Origin of the sequence: Pseudomonas sp. D3 (assembly GCF_029320995.1) — a bacterium.
Lineage (GTDB): Bacteria > Pseudomonadota > Gammaproteobacteria > Pseudomonadales > Pseudomonadaceae > Aquipseudomonas > Aquipseudomonas paraveronii.
In genome coordinates this window covers 4,640,153-4,657,591 of record NZ_CP119772.1, presented here as the reverse complement: position 1 = coordinate 4,657,591, position 17,439 = coordinate 4,640,153, and the positions used below count along the sequence as shown (strand labels likewise).

General features: G+C 62.4%; 11 protein-coding genes. 9 read left to right on the top strand and 2 right to left on the bottom strand.

Annotation, left to right across the window (positions count from 1 at the left end):
- The first annotated feature begins 195 nt into the window (after nucleotides 1–195).
- Nucleotides 196–5,016, top strand: coding sequence for an NEL-type E3 ubiquitin ligase domain-containing protein (locus P3S72_RS21425; protein WP_276194131.1), 4,821 nt, complete (start codon nucleotides 196–198; stop codon nucleotides 5,014–5,016).
- Here the strand turns inward: P3S72_RS21425 and mnmC are convergent.
- The gene (mnmC, locus tag P3S72_RS21420) at nucleotides 5,011–6,996 is read right to left on the bottom strand and encodes a bifunctional tRNA (5-methylaminomethyl-2-thiouridine)(34)-methyltransferase MnmD/FAD-dependent 5-carboxymethylaminomethyl-2-thiouridine(34) oxidoreductase MnmC (RefSeq protein WP_276194130.1); all 1,986 of its coding nucleotides are present in this window, start codon (nucleotides 6,994–6,996) and stop codon (nucleotides 5,011–5,013) included. The genes P3S72_RS21425 and mnmC overlap by 6 nt on opposite strands.
- 141 nt (nucleotides 6,997–7,137) lie before the next feature.
- On the opposite strand from mnmC, the gene pap reads away from it, so the two are divergent.
- The 3 genes from pap to P3S72_RS21405 all read left to right on the top strand — a co-directional run bounded on the left by pap (nucleotide 7,138) and on the right by P3S72_RS21405 (nucleotide 11,002).
- Nucleotides 7,138–8,655, top strand: coding sequence for a polyphosphate:AMP phosphotransferase (gene pap, locus P3S72_RS21415; protein WP_276194129.1), 1,518 nt, complete (start codon nucleotides 7,138–7,140; stop codon nucleotides 8,653–8,655).
- Between the two features lie 92 nt (nucleotides 8,656–8,747).
- On the top strand, nucleotides 8,748–9,932 hold the full coding sequence (locus P3S72_RS21410; protein WP_276194128.1) for a thiolase family protein: 1,185 nt from the start codon (nucleotides 8,748–8,750) through the stop codon (nucleotides 9,930–9,932).
- Between the two features lie 113 nt (nucleotides 9,933–10,045).
- Entirely contained in the window at nucleotides 10,046–11,002 is a 957-nt protein-coding gene (locus P3S72_RS21405; protein ID WP_276194127.1) for a DMT family transporter, read from the top strand.
- Between the two features lie 495 nt (nucleotides 11,003–11,497).
- On the opposite strand, the gene P3S72_RS21400 is transcribed toward P3S72_RS21405, so the two are convergent.
- A complete protein-coding gene (locus P3S72_RS21400; RefSeq protein WP_276194126.1) occupies nucleotides 11,498–12,886 on the bottom strand; it encodes a class II fumarate hydratase in 1,389 nt (462 codons plus the stop codon).
- Between the two features lie 193 nt (nucleotides 12,887–13,079).
- On the opposite strand from P3S72_RS21400, the gene P3S72_RS21395 reads away from it, so the two are divergent.
- The 5 genes from P3S72_RS21395 (at nucleotide 13,080) to P3S72_RS21375 (ending at nucleotide 17,410) form a co-directional block, all read left to right on the top strand.
- Entirely contained in the window at nucleotides 13,080–13,598 is a 519-nt protein-coding gene (locus tag P3S72_RS21395; RefSeq protein ID WP_010567461.1) for a DUF2059 domain-containing protein, read from the top strand.
- 6 nt (nucleotides 13,599–13,604) lie between these two features.
- Nucleotides 13,605–13,901, top strand: a complete 297-nt coding sequence (locus P3S72_RS21390) for a BolA/IbaG family iron-sulfur metabolism protein (protein ID WP_247408105.1) — start codon at nucleotides 13,605–13,607, stop codon at nucleotides 13,899–13,901.
- Between the two features lie 118 nt (nucleotides 13,902–14,019).
- Complete coding sequence (locus P3S72_RS21385; RefSeq protein WP_276194125.1) at nucleotides 14,020–14,961, top strand: rhodanese-related sulfurtransferase; 942 nt, start codon at nucleotides 14,020–14,022, stop codon at nucleotides 14,959–14,961.
- A gap of 3 nt (nucleotides 14,962–14,964) precedes the next feature.
- The gene (locus P3S72_RS21380) at nucleotides 14,965–15,600 is read left to right on the top strand and encodes a DsbA family protein (RefSeq protein WP_276194124.1); all 636 of its coding nucleotides are present in this window, start codon (nucleotides 14,965–14,967) and stop codon (nucleotides 15,598–15,600) included.
- Entirely contained in the window at nucleotides 15,593–17,410 is a 1,818-nt protein-coding gene (locus tag P3S72_RS21375; RefSeq protein ID WP_276194123.1) for an ABC transporter ATP-binding protein, read from the top strand. The genes P3S72_RS21380 and P3S72_RS21375 overlap by 8 nt, the downstream gene beginning before the upstream one ends.
- Nucleotides 17,411–17,439: the final 29 nt, after the last annotated feature.

Here is a 17,439-nt window from a genome sequence, read left to right as displayed (position 1 = left end):
GGCAAAGAGCCTTGACTGCTCGGGCGCGACCCTGCGCCGCGCGTGGCGGCGGATTCGCGGGCGGTAAATAGGCCTGGTAAACATACAAATTTTGCGCGGTTTGGTGGGGCAACCGCCCCGGTTTTTGCGTCATTCGGCGCAGGCGTCGGGCTTATTGTTGAGCGTCATTACTCAATGCAATAAGGAAGGCTCCCGATGGCCGAATCACAGGATTCAGCTCAAACCCCCGCGCCGGTGACGCAAGAAGACATCACCGCCACACTGTTGGAGATCACCGCAGACCTGGACAAAGCCCAAGTGCTGCAAGAGAAGTTGCCCGCCTGGTGGATCGACGCCGATACCCAGACGCGCCAGGCCCTGCAAGATGCCCATGCAGATAGCCAGCACCCTCACGAACAAGCGGCGCGCCTGTTGGCGCGGGTCAAATCGCTCAAGGTTTTTTGCGCCGAACGGCTCCAGGCATTTTTGGCCAGCAAGGGGCACGCGTCCTTGGATATCGAGCACGACATGCTGGAGGTGCCCCGGCGTTCTTACAAAATGAAAGCCCCTATCGGCCCGGCGATTGAGGTGATCAAGACTGAGCGACATAGCCTGCTGCAGGCGGCCATGCAGAACTTCCCGCAGGCGCTTGCCGAGCCCGGGGGGATGCCGCAGGGATCGGTCATTCGTGTGGGCCAGACGGTCGTTCAAGGCCTCAGCGCCGAAACCTTCGTGGGCTACTGCCGGGAACTGGACCTCGGTGCCGCCTATCAACAGCATCTGCGGGAGGTGTTTAACCTGTCAGCCCCCGGCGACTCGGTGGCGGCGGAGCGCGGTTACAACCCGGCCGTCTCGACCCTGGGGCAAGCCAGGCGCATGGACATGCAGACCGATCTGCACATCGCTTACGCGAAAGGCGATATCAGCCAGTCGACCTACGCGGTAGTGCTGGCGCTGATCAAGGCGAATGCCCCCGCCGACCAGATGCAACATCTGCTGTTTCACGGTAAACCGCTGGTCTGGCAGGGGCTGAATATCGGCGGAAGCTGCTTGTGGGGCGTGATGGTATTGGCCCACGCGGCGACAGATGGTTTTTCCTCGGGCCCGCTGGTGCTGTACATGCCCAATGAGCCGCTAAGGCCCTGGTACGAGTACCCGTCGCTGGATGACTTCAAGCAGTACCTGACGCTCAAGCTCCAGGTGCCCGCGTATCGGCGCTTTTTTACCGGCTACCTGGACGAGTCGGAACGCTTCGGGTTTTTCCAGCGATTTGACCAGGGTAGAACCCTGGTGCGTCTGGAACCGGTGGCGGAGACGGGCAATCTGTCGAGCTTCTTTTTCAACGTCGGCACCGGCAAGCTGCTGCTCGACGCGCACGTACTGGCGGTGCCCACGGCGCAGGCAGATGAAGATGCCCGGCAGCAGCGCCTGCAGAGTTACCTGGACGCCGGCTTGACCGTGCTCAACGTCGCCGGTTTTGTGGTGCCGGTGGTGGGGGCCTTGATGACCGGGATTGGCATCGGCCAGTTGCTCGGCGAAGTGTTTGAGGGCATCGACGACTGGACTCATCGTGAAAAAGCCGAGGCGCTCGGGCATTTGCTCAACGTGGCTGAAAGCATGGCGGGTATGGCCCTGTTTGCGGCAGGTGCAAAGGTGTTTAGTGCGGCCAAGCGCCTGGTCACCCGGCCGGTGGATTTTTTTGACGGCATGGAGGCCGTCAAGCGGCCCGACGACAGCGCATGGTTATGGCCGCGTCGGCCCCGCGCCTATCGTCAGCCCCCGGACGTGATCGCCGGCACCGTGGCTAACGGCGCGGGCGTGTATCAGGTCAACGGGAAGTTCTACGTCAAGATCGAAGGCGGGGTGTATTCGATGGTCTTCGACACCCACGCCAAGCAGTGGCGAGCCACGCACCCGCTGCACAGCGAGGCCTATCGTCCGGTGCTTGAGCATAATTTGACGGGGGGCTGGCGGTTTGAGTGGGAGCGGCCCGAGGAATGGGAAAGCCCGTCATACATCATCAAACGCTTGCATCCCGCGCTTGGGGCGCTGAGCGATGAGCGCTTGAAGGAGATTGCGAGCATTACCGACCTGTCGTTGTCCGAGTTGCGTTACCGGGCTGTGGAGAACCTGCCATTACCGGAGCGCTTCAAGGAGGGGGTGGCGCGTTTCATACAAGAACAAAAAGTGCGTGACCTGACCTGGCAGCTTGAACACCAGGCGCAGTTGGATACCGGTACGGCACGCACCCAGATGTTCGCATTGCCGTATATGGCCGGTTGGCCCAGCGGGCGCTTCTTCGAGGTGCTGGACAATGAGGGCAACTTGCTTGAACGCTACCCGGATGTAGCACCCTTTGATTATGAGGACCTGAGCATCCACCTCACCAAGCAACAGTTGGAAAACGGCGAGGTGATGCCCACGCTGCTGTCCGCGTTGGACGCTGATGAAACCCAGGCATTGCTCGGTGGGGTGGTGGAAGCTGATGAGGCCGAGGAGACGTTGAAACGTCGCTTGCTCGCCTCGCTTCAGGTCACTCATCGGCAGGTGTATGAGCAGTTGTATCAGCACTCCGACGTGATCACCCACAGCGATCATGGCCTGCTCAAGTCGCACTATCCGCGCTTGCCCAATCGCATCGCCTGGGAGCTGCTGTCCAAGACTTCGAGCGTGGAACGCGGGCGTTTGCGTGAGGCCGGTCGGGTGCCGCTGGCGCTGGCGCAACAGACCCGGGAGGCGTTGCAACTGCTTGAGGAGGATCAGGCGCTCAGTGGTTTGTACTGGCCACGACAAGGCAGCGAAGCCACCCAGCGCCTGGTGGTCGGGCTGCTGGCACGAGTACCCGATTGGCCGCAGGCGATGTCGCTGCAAGTGCGCCGCGAAACGCTCACGGGTGAGCTGATTGCGCAAGGTGGGACGCCGGGCGCGGCGTTGCGGCGCACTGTCGTGACATCTGCCAAGGGCTGTCAGGCATTTGATGGGCACGGTAAGGCCTTGGGCACGCTCGCCACCGGCGAGGAGGGTTTTTACCAGGCCCTGACGGACACGTTGTCGGCCGATCAACTGGCCACGCTGAAGCTGAACGGCGGGCAGCGCGGCGCTTTCTTGCGGCATGATCTGCTGGCCAAGGCTGAAACGGAGCGCAAGACGCTGGCACGTTGCCTCTGGCCGGAGCGCCCGGTACCCAAACCAGCGCTGGCCTGTATTCAGGCGGTATTGGAAGACCCGCCGGCGCAACCGGCCGCACTGATGCGCAAGGCACGCAAGCTCTACCCCAAGCTGGATTCACGCCAACTCTCACGCTTGTTGCAGGAACTGGGCCCGGATCATGTGTCGCGCGCCAAGGCCGTCAAAGGGTTGGAAGGACAACTCAAGGTGCTGTTGTTGACGTTGAAGCGCTGGTCTGACGACAAGGCGGCGACGAAAGATATGTCTCGCTCTGCCAGGAAGGACTTTCGCTCGGCTCGCCAATCGGTCATGAAGGCCATTGAGCGCAGTTGGAAACGCAAAACACTGCTGCCCGATGAGAAGGGGCAGGTATTTGGCCTGAAGTTGGACGCCATGGCGACGGGCCCGTTGCCTCAGTTGCCTGCCGAAGTTGATTTCGCCCATGTCCGCGTGCTGTCGCTCAAGCACATGGCGCTCAACAATGACGTTACGCAGTTCCTTGGGCACTTCAAGGGGCTGCAGACGCTCGACCTGATGGGCAACAAGCTGACCGACCTGCCGCAGACGCTGGAGCAGATGCCCGGGTTGCAGCGCTTGTACCTGAGCGACAACCAACTGCAACTGACCGAAGCCTCCCGCACGACCCTGGCGGGCTTGACCGAACTGCGGCTACTGGACCTGAACCGCAACCCGCTGCTGAACGCGCCGACGATCAGTCGGATGCTGGATTTGCAAACACTGTTCCTCAATAGCTGCTCGCTCAGGGAGCTGCCTGTCGGTCTGCGAAGGCCGCCGTACCTGGAAACGGTGGACCTGCGTGGCAATCGAATCACGCAGTTGCCGCAATGGCTGGCCGATGTCCCGCGTGGGGTTGCACGCACGCTCAACCTTGGGGACAACCCGCTGGACGCCCCCAGCCGGCAACTATTGAGCAACTACCGAACCCGTGTCGGCGTGGGCATGGGTTTTCTGGAAGATGACATTGCCCGTATGACCGAGCAACGGGCGCAGGAGCTCTGGTTGAAGGACGTGGGCACGCTGTTTACCACCAAACAGTCCACCTGGACCGCGCTCAGGGCGGAACCTGGCTCCGATGGGCTGTTCAACCTACTGGCCGGGCTGGGGGGCACCGCTGATACCAAGAAGGTCCGCGAGGACATGAGTCGGCGTGTGTGGTGGGTGCTGGACTCGGCCGAAACCGATGCCGGCTTGCGCCAAGAAATCTTTGAGCGCGCCGCTACTCCGCTCAATTGTGATGATGCCGCGGCCGCGAGTTTCAGCAATCTAGAGGTGCTGACGCATATTCACGAGGCTTCAAGGTCGGTCGAGGGCGGTCAGTTGACCGCCGAACCGTTACTGCATTTCGGCCGGGGATTATTTCGGCTCGACCAACTTGAGCGTTATGCCCGGCGTCATAGCGAAGATCACCCCAGTGCTGACCCGCTGGAGGTGAGCCTGGCCTTTCGAAAAGGCTTGGCCGACAGGTTTCACCTGCCGGGCCAACCCAAACATATGCGTTTTGAGAGCTTGGCTGAGGTGACGTCCCAGCACTTGACGGAAGCCGCTGACGAGCTCCGCGCAGCCGAGAACTCAAGCGAGTTGTTGAATTATCTGGTTGAGTTGCCGTTGTGGACGGGCTATTTGAAGAAAGCTAACAGTGTGCCGCTCGACCGCTTGACCAAGCCGTTCGACGAACGAATGCAGGCGGTGTTTGATCAGGGCGAGACGTTGGGTGATGCCGACTACCGCGAGCAGATGAACGTGATTTTGCAGGCGCGGGCGCAGGTTGAGTCCACCGAGATCAGGCGCCAGACCGAAGAGGCACTCAAACCCGGTGCGCTGACCGCCTGCCCGCTGCCGTTGTTATAACCCGCCCGTGCCGCGGATCAATGCACGCAAGGCAAATCGATTCGGATGGCAGGCGTCGGCCACGCTTTTGGGCAGCGGCAAGGGTTCATCGTCCAGCCAGGCCGCCAACAATTCGGCGCACAGCGGCGCAGTCACTAGGCCGCGCGAGCCGTGGCCGCTGTTGATGTACACGCCGTCGAGCCACGGGCACGCGGCCTCGGGGACTTGGCGGGCATCCTTGCGCAGCGCGGCGTAGGCCTGGTCGAAGAGGGCGTGATCGGCCAGCGGCCCGACAATCGGCAGGTAGTCCGGGCTGGTGCAGCGGAACGCGGCGCGACCTTCGAGTTGATCGGCGGCGAGTGCGTCGGCGCCCAAGCGGTGGGCCAGGTCGACGGAGATTTCCCGCAGCATCTCCAGGTTGCCGACATGCTCGGCGACTGTCGGCGCCAGGTCGTCACGCTTGAAGTCGAAGCTGGCGCCCAGGGTGTGTTCGCCGAGGCGCGCCGGGGCCACATAGCCTTCGGCACAGACCACGGTGGCCAGCGCCTGGCTGTCTGGGGTTTGCGCCAGGCGGGTGATTTGCCCGCGAATGCGCTTGAGGGGCAGCTCGGCGCTGAACGGGAACCGCTTGATCTCGGCCGCGCCGGCCAGCACCACCACCGTGGCGCTGGCCAGTAGGGTGTCGCCGGCCAGGGCGTGCCATTGCCCGTCAACCCGTTGCAACTCAAGGGCCTCGTGATGCGTCAGTACGTTGATCAACGGGTGCCGGGCTTGCCATTCGCATAAGGCCGGCGGATGTACCCAGCCGCCCTCGGGGAAAAACAGCCCGCCGTGTTCCAGCGCCACACCGGCGCGCGCTTGGGCCTGGGCCTGGTCCAACGGGTGCAGCAGGCCTGGGGCAAACGCCGCAGCCAACTGGGCCTGGCGCTCGGCCTCCTTGGCGTTGAACGCCAGTTGCAGCACGCCGCAACCGTCCCAGTCGACACCTCGGTGCAGGTGTTCGAGCAGGCGCCGGGTGTGGCCGAACCCGCTCAAAATCAATTGCGAAAGGGCCGTGCCATGGGCCGACAACTTGAGGTACAGCACCCCTTGCGGGTTGCCCGAGGCTTCCTCGGCCAGGCGGGCATGGCGTTCCAGCAGGCTGACATTCCAGCCGCGTGCAGCGAGGCTGGCCGCCGTCGTGCAGCCGGCCAGGCCGCCGCCGATCACCAGAGCGCTGCGCTCACCGCGCAGCGGCACCGGGCGCGCGAACCACGGTTTGCTCACGGCTGGCAACGGCGTCTCGGCCGGCCAGCCGAGGAATTCGCCGCGCAGGATTTCCCATTTATGGCCGATGCCCGGTGTGCGCTTCATCTTGAACCCGGCGGCATTGATCAGGCGTCGCACCCACCCGGTGCTGGTGAAGGTGCTGATGGTCGATCCCGGGGCCGCCAGGCGTGCCAGTTCGGCAAACAGCTCGGCGGTCCACATATCCGGGTTTTTCGCCGGGGCGAAACCGTCGAGAAACCACGCGTCGATTTGCGCATCCAGCTGCGGCAACTGCTCCAGGGCGTCGCCGATCAGCAGGGTCAAGGTCACGCGGCCGTTATCCAGCAGCAGGCGCTGGAAGCCTGGGTGGATGGCGATGTACTGCGCCAGCAATTGCGCGGCGAACGGCTGCAGTTGCGGCCAGAGCAGCAGGGCGCGTTGCAGGTCGGCGTGGCTCAGCGGGTACTTTTCCACACTGACAAAATGCAGGCGAGCACCGGCCACCGCGTGTTGCTCGAACAGTTGCCAGGCGCAGAGAAAGTTCAGCCCGGTGCCAAACCCGGTTTCGCCGATCACTAGGCGCCCACCCGCCGGCAAGGCCGCAAACCGTGCCTGCAAACGGTTCTGTTCGAGGAACACATAGCGGGTTTCTTCAAGGCCCGACTGGTCGGAAAAGTACACATCGTCGAACACCCGCGAATGCGGGCGACCTTGGTCATCCCAGTCGAGCTGGGCGTGGGTTACAGGGTTCATGGGCGACTCGGCAAAGGCAAGGCGGCCATTCTAGCCGATCAACCGGCAATGAATTGATCCATGGCAAGCGAGGGTTGAATTTCCTGCCGCGTGTTGCTGCCCAATCCGCTAGTCTTGAGTCATCTTGAAACGGAGCTGCTCATGTTCGAATCCGCTGAAATCGGTCATGCCATCGACAAAGACACTTACGACGCCGAAGTGCCGGCCCTGCGCGAAGCCTTGCTCGAAGTGCAGTTCGAGCTGCAACAGCAGAAACGGTTCCCGGTGATCATCCTGATCAACGGCGTCGAAGGCGCCGGCAAGGGCGAGACGGTCAAGCTGCTCAACGAATGGATGGACCCGCGCTTGATCGAAGTGCGCACCTTCGACCAGCAGACCGACGAAGAGCTGGCGCGCCCGCCGGCCTGGCGTTACTGGCGGCAGTTGCCTGCGAAAGGCCGCATGGGAGTCTTCTTCGGCAACTGGTACAGCCAGATGCTGCAAAGCCGCGTGCAGGGCGAAATCAAGGACGCGCGGCTCGACCAGGCCATCGCCGGCGCTGAGCGCCTGGAGAAGATGTTCTGCGACGAAGGCGCGCTGATCTTCAAGTTCTGGTTTCACCTGTCCAAGAAACAGATGAAGGCGCGGCTCAAGGCCCTGGCCGACGACCCGCTGCACAGTTGGCGGATCAGCCCGCTGGACTGGCAGCAGTCCAAGACCTACGACAAGTTCGTCCACTTCGGCGAACGCATCCTGCGCCGTACCAGCCGCGACTACGCGCCTTGGTATGTGATCGAAGGGGTCGACAGCAATTACCGCAGTCTCACCGTGGGCAAGATTCTACTCGAAGGCCTGCAAAACGCCTTGAGGCAACCCAAGGGCAAAGTCAGCGGCATGAACCCGGCACCGTTGCCGGTGGCCGTGGATCAAGTGAGCCTGCTCAACAGTCTCGACATGACCTTGAGCCTGGAAAAAGACGATTACGAAGAGCAATTGATCACTGAACAGGCGCGTCTTTCCGGCCTGATGCGTGATAAACGCATGCGCAAGCACGCTCTGATCACGGTATTTGAAGGTAACGATGCGGCTGGCAAAGGTGGGGCGATCCGACGGGTAGCGGCGGCCCTCGATCCCCGCCAGTACCATATCATCCCGATCGCCGCGCCCACCGAAGACGAGCGCGCTCAGCCTTACCTGTGGCGCTTTTGGCGGCAGATTCCGGCGCGGGGCATGTTCTCCGTGTTTGACCGCTCCTGGTACGGTCGTGTGCTGGTGGAGCGCATCGAAGGTTTCTGCACCCCGGCGGACTGGATGCGCGCCTATGGCGAGATCAATGATTTCGAAGAGCAACTGCGCGACGCCGGGGTGATCGTGGTCAAGTTCTGGCTGGCCATCGACAAGGATACCCAACTGGAGCGCTTCCAGGCCCGCGAAGCGATCCCGTTCAAACGCTTCAAGATCACCGAAGACGACTGGCGTAACCGCGAGAAGTGGGATGAATACCGTGCCGCCGTGGGCGATATGGTCGACCGCACTAGCACCGAGGTCTCGCCGTGGACCCTGGTCGAAGCCAATGACAAGCGCTGGGCGCGGGTCAAGGTGCTGCGCACCATCAACCTGGCCTTGGAAGAGGCGTTTGCCCAGTCCGACAAGCACGACCAGAAAGGCAAGAAGAAGTAGGCCTATAGGCGGGGTGAATGATCGTCGCGGTTGGGCAGGCCTGGATCTATCCTCGATCCCTCTCCCAACAACGACAAGATCGAGGTAGCCCCATGCGTGAAGTAGTGATCGTCGACAGCGTGCGAACCGGCCTGGCCAAATCCTTTCGCGGCAAGTTCAACCAGACCCGGCCGGATGACATGGCGGCCCATTGCGTCAACGCGCTGCTCGTGCGCAATGGCATTGACCCGGCGACGGTGGAGGATTGCATCGTCGGCGCGGGCTCCAACGAGGGCGCGCAGGGCTACAACATCGGGCGCAACGTCGCGGTGCTGTCGCAACTGGGCACCGGTACGGCAGGGATGACCCTCAACCGTTTCTGTTCCTCGGGCTTGCAGGCGATTGCCATCGCGGCCAACCAGATCGCCTCGGGCTGCAGCGATATCATCGTCGCTGGCGGCGTCGAGTCCATCAGCCTGACCATGAAAAGCGTCAACACCGACAACCTGATCAACCCGCTGCTCAAAGAACAGGTGCCGGGCCTCTATTTTCCCATGGGCCAGACCGCCGAAATCGTCGCGCGCCGCTATCACGTCAGCCGCGAGGACCAGGACCGGTATGCCCTGCAAAGCCAGCAGCGCACTGCCCAGGCCCAGGCCGATGGTTTGTTCGACGATGAAATCGTGCCGATGGCGGTCAAGTACAGCGTCGAGGACAAAAATACCGGCGTTGTGCAGGTGCTCGACGGCGTAGTCGACCGCGACGACTGCAATCGCCCCGACACCACCCTGGCCAGTCTCCAGGGTTTGAAACCGGTGTTTGCCGAAGACGGTTCGGTGACGGCGGGTAACTCTTCGCAATTGTCCGACGGCGCCTCGATGACGCTGGTGATGAGCCTGGAAAAAGCCCTGGCACTGGGGCTCAAGCCCAAGGCGTTTTTCCGTGGTTTTACCGTGGCCGGCTGCGAGCCGGACGAGATGGGCATCGGCCCGGTGTTCTCGGTGCCCAAGTTGCTCAAGGCCAAGGGCTTGCAGGTGGCGGATATCGACCTGTGGGAGCTCAACGAAGCGTTTGCTTCCCAATGCCTGTATGCACGCGACCGCCTGGAAATCGACAATGCCAAATACAACGTTAACGGCGGCTCGATCTCCATTGGCCACCCGTTCGGCATGACGGGTTCGCGGCAAGTTGGGCATCTGGTGCGTGAGTTGCAGCGGCGTAATCTGCGCTATGGCGTCGTCACCATGTGCGTGGGCGGCGGCATGGGGGCGACCGGGCTGTTCGAAGCTGTGCGCTGAGTCCGCTGTGGGGGGCAGGCAAGCCTGCCCTCACATTTGAACGGCGGCGTATCCCAATTCGTGTCCTTGCCCCTAGAATGCCTGTTCCACTTCCTCTGGCTTCTGGGGCACGCATGCACATCTCTTCCGGGCGCTGGGTCTATGGCTTTTGCTTGACCCTGCTGACCGCGCTGCTCTGGGGCATTCTCCCGATCAAACTCAAGCAAGTGCTGCAAGTGATGGACCCGATTACCGTCACCTGGTTTCGCTTGACGGTCGCGGGCAGTTGCCTGTTTGTCTATCTCGCCGCCGTCAAGCGGTTGCCCAGTGTGCGCGCGCTCGGGCCGCGCGGCGGTTGGCTGGTCGCAATGGCCGTGTGCGGCCTGGTGGGCAACTACGTGCTGTACCTGGTAGGCCTGAAAGTGCTCAGCCCCGGCACGGCGCAACTGGTGGTGCAGATGGGGCCGATCTTCCTGATGGTCGCCAGCGTGTTTGTGTTTAAAGAACGCTTCAGCCTGGGCCAGGTGTTGGGCCTGGTGGCGCTGCTCATCGGCTTTGGCCTGTTCTTCAACCAGCGTCTGGTGGAGTTGCTGACGTCCCTGGGCACTTACACCGCCGGGGTGCTGACGGTCCTGCTCGCCACCACGATCTGGGTGTTCTACGCCCTGGGCCAGAAGCAATTGCTGACGGTGTGGAATTCGCTGCAGGTGATGATGGTGATCTATCTGTCGTGTGCTGTGTTGCTCACGCCTTGGGCGCATCCGCTGGAGGCCCTGCAACTGAGCCCGCTGCAAGGCTGGCTGCTGCTGGCGTGCTGCATGAACACGCTGGTGGCCTATGGGGCATTTGCCGAGGCCCTGGCTCATTGGGAAGCCTCGCGGGTGAGTGCGACCCTGGCGCTGACGCCGTTGGTGACGTTTGTGGCGGTGGCCTTGGCGGCGTGGTGGTGGCCGGGTTTTGTGCAGGCTGAAGAGATCAATGCGCTGGGCTATGCGGGGGCGCTGGTGGTGGTGTTGGGGTCGGCGACGGTGGCGTTGGCGCCGTCGTTGTTTGCGGGGCTCAAGGCGCGGCGGGCGCGGTTGGCGTCTTGATTGGCTGAGGTGTTTTATCGGGTGTATGCAGGTCTACGCTTGGGCGCTGGCTTGCTTGCGATGGCGACCTGACAGCCGATACAGATCCAACAGGTTCACCTCGTTCCAAATGTGGGAGCTGGCTTGCCTGTGATGGCGGCCTCTGGGCCGACCATGTTCTTTCGGTTGACCGGGTACATATCCGTTCCTGCGGTAATGGCTGCTATGGGTTCCGCCCTTACGGCGGCTCACTTTTGAAAAGCGCAAAAGTAAGCAAAACGCTCTTGCCCCACCACTCGGCACCTCGCCTAGGCTCGGTGTGCCCGAACGCAGGCTTGAATCCGTGGGCCGCCGTCATGGGCCATCCATGGCCCAGGACGGCTAACCCGGCGTCCTGCCGGGTTACCCACGGATTCAAACCTGCGTTCGGCCAGCGTGGTTTAACGGGGCGCCTAAGATCAAGATCAAAAGCAGATCAAGAGCAAGAACAAAGCAAAAGCACGTGCTGCGCTGCGCTTAGTGTCCGGCCTCCAGCATGTTTTCCGGGCGTACCCATTGGTCGAACTGTTCGTCGGTCAGGTAGCCCAGGTCCAGCGCGGCTTCTCTTAGGGTCAGGCCTTCGGCGTAAGCCTTTTTGGCGATCTGCGCGGCTTTGTCGTAGCCGATGTGCGGGTTGAGTGCGGTCACCAGCATCAGCCCGCGTTCCAGGTGCGCGGCCATTTGTTCGGCGTCGGGCTCGAGGCCTGCGATGCAGTGTTCCTGGAAGTTGTTGCAGCCGTCGGCCAGCAAGCGGATCGATTCCAGCAGGTTATGGATGATCACCGGTTTGTACACGTTCAACTGCAAATGCCCCTGGCTGGCGGCAATGCCGATGGTTACGTCGTTGCCCAGGACCTGGCAGGCGAGCATCGACAGCGCTTCGCACTGGGTCGGGTTGACCTTGCCGGGCATGATCGAGCTGCCCGGTTCGTTGGCCGGCAGTTTGACTTCTGCCAGCCCGGCGCGGGGGCCGGAGCCCAGCAAGCGCAGGTCGTTGGCGATTTTCATCAGGGCCACGGCCAGGGTTTTCAGGGCGCCGTGCAGGGTCACCAGCGGTTCGTGGCCGGAGAGGGCGGCGAATTTGTTGGGTGCGGTCACGAACGGCAGGCCCGACAAGGCCGCCAGTTCGGCGGCAATCGCCTCGCCAAAGCCGTGGGGCGAGTTGAGCCCGGTGCCGACGGCGGTGCCGCCCTGGGCCAGTTCGCACACCTGGGGCAGGGCGCTGCGGATCGCGCGTTCGGCGTAATCGAGTTGGGCGATAAACGCCGAGAGTTCCTGACCAAACGTGATCGGCGTGGCATCCATCATATGGGTGCGACCGGTCTTCACCAGCTTCATATGGCGTGCCGACAATTCCGCCAGCCCGCCGGACAGGTGCGTGATCGCGGGCAGCAGTTGCTGGTTGACTGCCTGCACCGCCGCGATGCTCATGGCGGTGGGGAAGCAGTCGTTGGAACTCTGTGAGCGGTTCACATGATCGTTCGGATGCACCGGGCTCTTGCCGCCGCGGGCCTTGCCCGACAGCTCGTTGGCGCGCCCGGCGATCACTTCGTTGGCGTTCATGTTGCTCTGGGTGCCGCTGCCGGTCTGCCACACCACCAGCGGGAACTGGTCGTCATGCTGCCCGTCGAGCACTTCGTCGGCGGCCTGTTCGATCAGGCGCGCGATGTCGGCAGGCAGGTCGCCATTGCGGCTGTTGACCCGCGCGGCGGATTTCTTGATCAGGGCCAGGGCGTGCAGTACCGCGAGGGGCATGCGCTGCTCGCCGATGGCGAAGTTCACCAGTGAGCGTTGGGTCTGCGCGCCCCAGTAAGCGTCATCCGGGACTTGGACTTCTCCCAGGCTGTCGGTTTCGATACGGCTCATCGGGCACACTCCTTCAGGTTCGTTTGCGCAGTTTAGGCCGTGATCGACCCAGGGGGTTCCCTAAAAGACTTTTCATCGGATTCATCCACCGCAAATCCAGGCCCGACAAGGCCTGGGGTTGAGCCGCGAGGTTTTTTAGGCGCAGAATGGGCGCCCTTGGGGTCTGACCTCGCCTGCTAGAAAAGGAAACTCGATGACTCGTCTTCGTGCCATCTGTACCGCGGTTGCTCTGGTTTGCGCCAGCGGCCAGGTTTTTGCCGATACCGCCAGCCACAACGCCAGTGCCGAAGCCTTCCTTACCCTGGCCCACGCTGACAAGCTGGGGACCCCGGTGTACATGCAAGTGCAGCAAATGTTCGCCCAGCGTTTCGAACAGACCAAAGCGCCGGCCGCCAAGCAGTCCGTACTGGACAGCTACCAGGCCAAGGCCAATGCCGCCCTGGACCAAGCCATCGGCTGGCCAAAACTGAAACCGGACATGGTCAAGCTCTACACCAGCAACTTCAGCGAATCCGAGCTCAAGGACCTGGTTGCGTTCTACCAATCTCCATTGGGTAAGAAAGTCCTGGAAAAAATGCCGCAGTTGACCCAGCAATCGGCCCAGATGACTCAGGCCAAGCTGGAAAGCGCCGTGCCGGTGGTGAACAAGCTGTTGGAAGACATGACCAACGAGCTGACACCTAAAGCCGCCGCTCCGGCCAAGAAGAAGTAAGCAGGAATGACCATGCAACAGCGTATCGAAACGGCGCTTGCCGCCCTGGGCCCGGACCACTTGAGCGTGCTGGACGAAAGCCACATGCACAGCCGTGGGTTACAGACCCACTTCAAGGCCGTGCTGGTCAGCCAGCAGTTCGAAGGGCTTAACCGCGTCAAGCGCCACCAGAAGGTCTACGCCACCCTGGGTGACCTGATGAGCGAGTTTCATGCGCTGGCGCTGCATACCTACACGCCTGAAGAATGGGCGAAAATCGACGCAGCCCCGGCCTCGCCGACCTGCGCCGGCGGCCATAGCTGATGACCGGGTGTTTCTGACCCCCCGCATTTGCTAGAATCCGCAACGCGCCGCTTAGCCGGCGCGTTTTTTTTGCATCCGGTTCACCCCTTACGAGGGTAGCCACCTGGAGAGAACACCCATGACTCAACCGATTGTCGTGGCGGCACTGTATAAGTTCGTCACCCTCGAAGACTACGTCGCCCTGCGCGAGCCCTTGCTGCAGGCGATGGTCGACAACGGCATCAAAGGCACCTTGCTGATCGCCGAAGAAGGCATCAACGGCACCGTTTCCGGCAGCCGCGAAGGCATTGATGGCCTGATGGCCTGGCTGAAGAACGACCTGCGCATGGTCGATATCGACCACAAAGAGTCGTACTGCGACGAGCAGCCGTTCTATCGCACCAAGGTCAAGCTCAAGAAAGAGATCGTGACCCTGGGCGTCGAAGGCGTCGACCCGAACAAAAAAGTCGGCACCTACGTTGACCCGCAGGACTGGAACGCGCTGATCAGCGACCCGCAGGTGCTGCTGATCGACACCCGCAACGACTACGAAGTCTCCATCGGCACCTTTGAAGGCGCGATCGACCCGAAAACCACCAGTTTTCGCGAGTTTCCCGACTACATCAAAGCCAACTTCGACCCGGCCAAGCACAAGAAAGTCGCCATGTTCTGCACCGGCGGCATTCGTTGCGAGAAGGCTTCCAGCTATATGCTCAGCGAAGGCTTCGATGAGGTTTACCACCTCAAGGGCGGCATCCTGAAGTACCTCGAAGAGGTGCCACAGGCCGAGACCAAATGGCAGGGCGACTGCTTTGTGTTCGACAACCGCGTGACCGTGCGCCACGACTTGAGCGAAGGTGACTACGATCAATGTCATGCCTGCCGCACACCGGTTAGTGTGGAAGATCGTACATCCGAGCACTACGTGGCGGGCATCAGTTGTCCACATTGCTGGGATAAGCTATCGGAGAAAACCCGTCGCAGCGCGATCGACCGGCAAAAGCAGATTGAACTGGCCAAGGCCCGCAATATGCCGCACCCGATTGGCTTCAACTACAAGCAAACCCCTTCCGAGGTCTGAGCCATGTCTGCGCGCCTGCTCTATGTGATGGACCCGATGTGTTCCTGGTGCTGGGGCTTTGCCCCGGTGGCCGAGGCGTTGGTCGAGCAGGCCCAGGCGGCCGGCGTGGAGCTGCACCTGGTGGTGGGCGGCTTGCGCACCGGCAGCGGCGCGGCGCTGGAGCCGGCGACACGGCGCTACATCCTGGAACACTGGCAGGCGGTCACCGACGCCACCGGGCAGACGTTCAAGCGTGACGGCGCGCTGCCTGAAGGTTTTGTCTACGACACTGAGCCGGCGTGCCGCGCCATCGTCACCGCGCGCAGCCTGGCGCCGGATTGCGCGTGGAAGCTGCTGGGGCTGATCCAGCGTGCGTTTTATGTCGAGGGTCGCGACGTGACCCTCGCCAGTGTTCTGGTGGAGCTGGCGGAAACAGCGGGCATACCGCGCATCGAGTTCGCCGGGGCGTTTGACCGTGCCGAACAGCACGCCGCCACCGCCGCCGATTTCACCTGGGTGCAGGATTTGGGGATCGCCGGTTTTCCGACGCTGCTGGCCGAGCGCAATGGCCAGTTGGCCTTGCTGACCAACGGCTACCAGCCGCTGTCCGCGCTGTCGCCGCTGCTCGCCCGCTGGCTGGAGCGAGCTGCCTGTGCCTGACCAGCCTGACGCCAAGCCCACCCACCACGTTGATCGACTGACCTGGGCGGAAATACGCCGCCTGGCCTTGCATCACAAGAAATCCCTGTGGGTCGCCAATGGCGTCGCCGTGCTGGCGACCCTTTGTAGCGTGCCCATCCCCCTGCTGTTGCCCCTGCTGGTAGACGAAGTGCTGCTGGGCCATGGCGATGCCGCGCTCAAGGTGATGAACCACGCGCTGCCCCTGGGTTGGCAGAAAGCTGTCGGTTATATCGGCCTGATGCTGCTGGTGACCCTGACCCTGCGCTGCGGGGCGCTGGTGTTCAACGTGGTGCAGGCGCGCTTGTTTGCGCGACTGGCCAAGGACATCGTCTACCGCATCCGTGTGCGCCTGATCGAGCGGCTCAAGCGCATTTCCCTCGGCGAGTACGAAAGCCTAGGCAGCGGCACCGTCACCACGCACCTGGTCACCGACCTGGATACGCTGGACAAATTCGTCGGCGAAACCCTCAGTCGTTTCCTGGTGGCCATGCTGACGCTGGTCGGCACGTCGGCGATTTTGGTGTGGATGCACTGGCAACTGGCATTGCTGATCCTGCTGTTCAACCCGCTGGTGATCTATGCCACGGTGCAGTTGGGCAAGCGCGTCAAGCACCTGAAGAAGCTGGAAAACGACAGCACTTCGCGCTTCACTCAGGCGTTGACCGAAACCCTCGACGCCATCCAGGAGGTCCGTGCGGGCAATCGCCAGGGCTTTTTCCTCGGGCGCCTCGGTCAGCGGGCCCGGGAAGTGCGTGACTATGCGATTCACTCCCAGTGGAAAACCGACGCCTCCAGCCGCGCCAGTGGTTTGCTGTTCCAGTTCGGCATCGACATTTTTCGCGCGGCGGCGATGCTCACCGTGCTGTTTTCCGACCTGTCCATCGGCCAGATGCTCGCGGTGTTCAGCTACCTGTGGTTCATGATCGGCCCGGTGGAGCAGCTGCTGAACCTGCAATACGCCTACTACGCGGCGGGCGGGGCGCTGACGCGGATCAACGAGCTGCTTGCCCGTGCCGATGAGCCGCAATACGCCGGCGGCGCAGACCCGTTCACCGGGCGCGAAACGGTCGGCATTGAGGTGCGTGGCCTTACGTTCGGCTATGGCGAAGACCGGGTGCTCGACCAGTTGAATCTCAGCATCGAACCCGGTGAGAAGGTGGCGATTGTCGGCGCCAGCGGCGGTGGCAAAAGTACCCTGGTGCAACTGCTGCTGGGGTTGTACACACCGCAGGCGGGCAGTATTCGTTTCGGCGGTGCAACCCAGCAGGAAATCGGCCTGGAGACCATCCGCGAGCACGTCGCGGTGGTGCTGCAACACCCCGCGCTGTTCAACGATACCGTGCGTGCCAACCTGACCATGGGCCGCAATCGCAGTGACCAGGCCTGTTGGCAGGCGCTGGAAATCGCCCAGTTGGAGGCGACCGTCAAGGCGTTGCCCCTGGGCCTGGATAGCGTGGTGGGGCGCTCCGGCGTGCGCTTTTCCGGCGGCCAGCGCCAACGCCTGGCGATTGCGCGCATGGTCTTGGCCGAGCCCAAGGTGGTGATCCTGGATGAGGCGACCTCGGCCCTGGACGCTGCCACCGAGTACAACCTGCACCAGGCGCTGGCGCGGTTTCTCAGTGGGCGTACTACCCTGATCATTGCCCATCGACTCTCGGCGGTGAAACAAGCTGATCGGGTACTGGTGTTCGACGGTGGGCATATCGCCGAGGACGGTGACCATCAGCAACTGATCGCGGATGGCGGCCTATACGCCAAACTTTACGGACACTTGCAACAAGTGCGTTGATTTAGCCTACGCTGTGCTATCAGGAGCGG

Bases quoted from the DNA above. Each gene is read 5' to 3' on its own strand.
- P3S72_RS21425 (WP_276194131.1), top strand. From the start codon at position 196: ATGGCCGAATCACAGGATTCAGCTCAAACCCCCGCGCCGGTGACGCAA.
- mnmC (WP_276194130.1), bottom strand. From the start codon at position 6,996: ATGAACCCTGTAACCCACGCCCAGCTCGACTGGGATGACCAAGGTCGC.
- pap (WP_276194129.1), top strand. From the start codon at position 7,138: ATGTTCGAATCCGCTGAAATCGGTCATGCCATCGACAAAGACACTTAC.
- P3S72_RS21410 (WP_276194128.1), top strand. From the start codon at position 8,748: ATGCGTGAAGTAGTGATCGTCGACAGCGTGCGAACCGGCCTGGCCAAA.
- P3S72_RS21405 (WP_276194127.1), top strand. From the start codon at position 10,046: ATGCACATCTCTTCCGGGCGCTGGGTCTATGGCTTTTGCTTGACCCTG.
- P3S72_RS21400 (WP_276194126.1), bottom strand. From the start codon at position 12,886: ATGAGCCGTATCGAAACCGACAGCCTGGGAGAAGTCCAAGTCCCGGAT.
- P3S72_RS21395 (WP_010567461.1), top strand. From the start codon at position 13,080: ATGACTCGTCTTCGTGCCATCTGTACCGCGGTTGCTCTGGTTTGCGCC.
- P3S72_RS21390 (WP_247408105.1), top strand. From the start codon at position 13,605: ATGACCATGCAACAGCGTATCGAAACGGCGCTTGCCGCCCTGGGCCCG.
- P3S72_RS21385 (WP_276194125.1), top strand. From the start codon at position 14,020: ATGACTCAACCGATTGTCGTGGCGGCACTGTATAAGTTCGTCACCCTC.
- P3S72_RS21380 (WP_276194124.1), top strand. From the start codon at position 14,965: ATGTCTGCGCGCCTGCTCTATGTGATGGACCCGATGTGTTCCTGGTGC.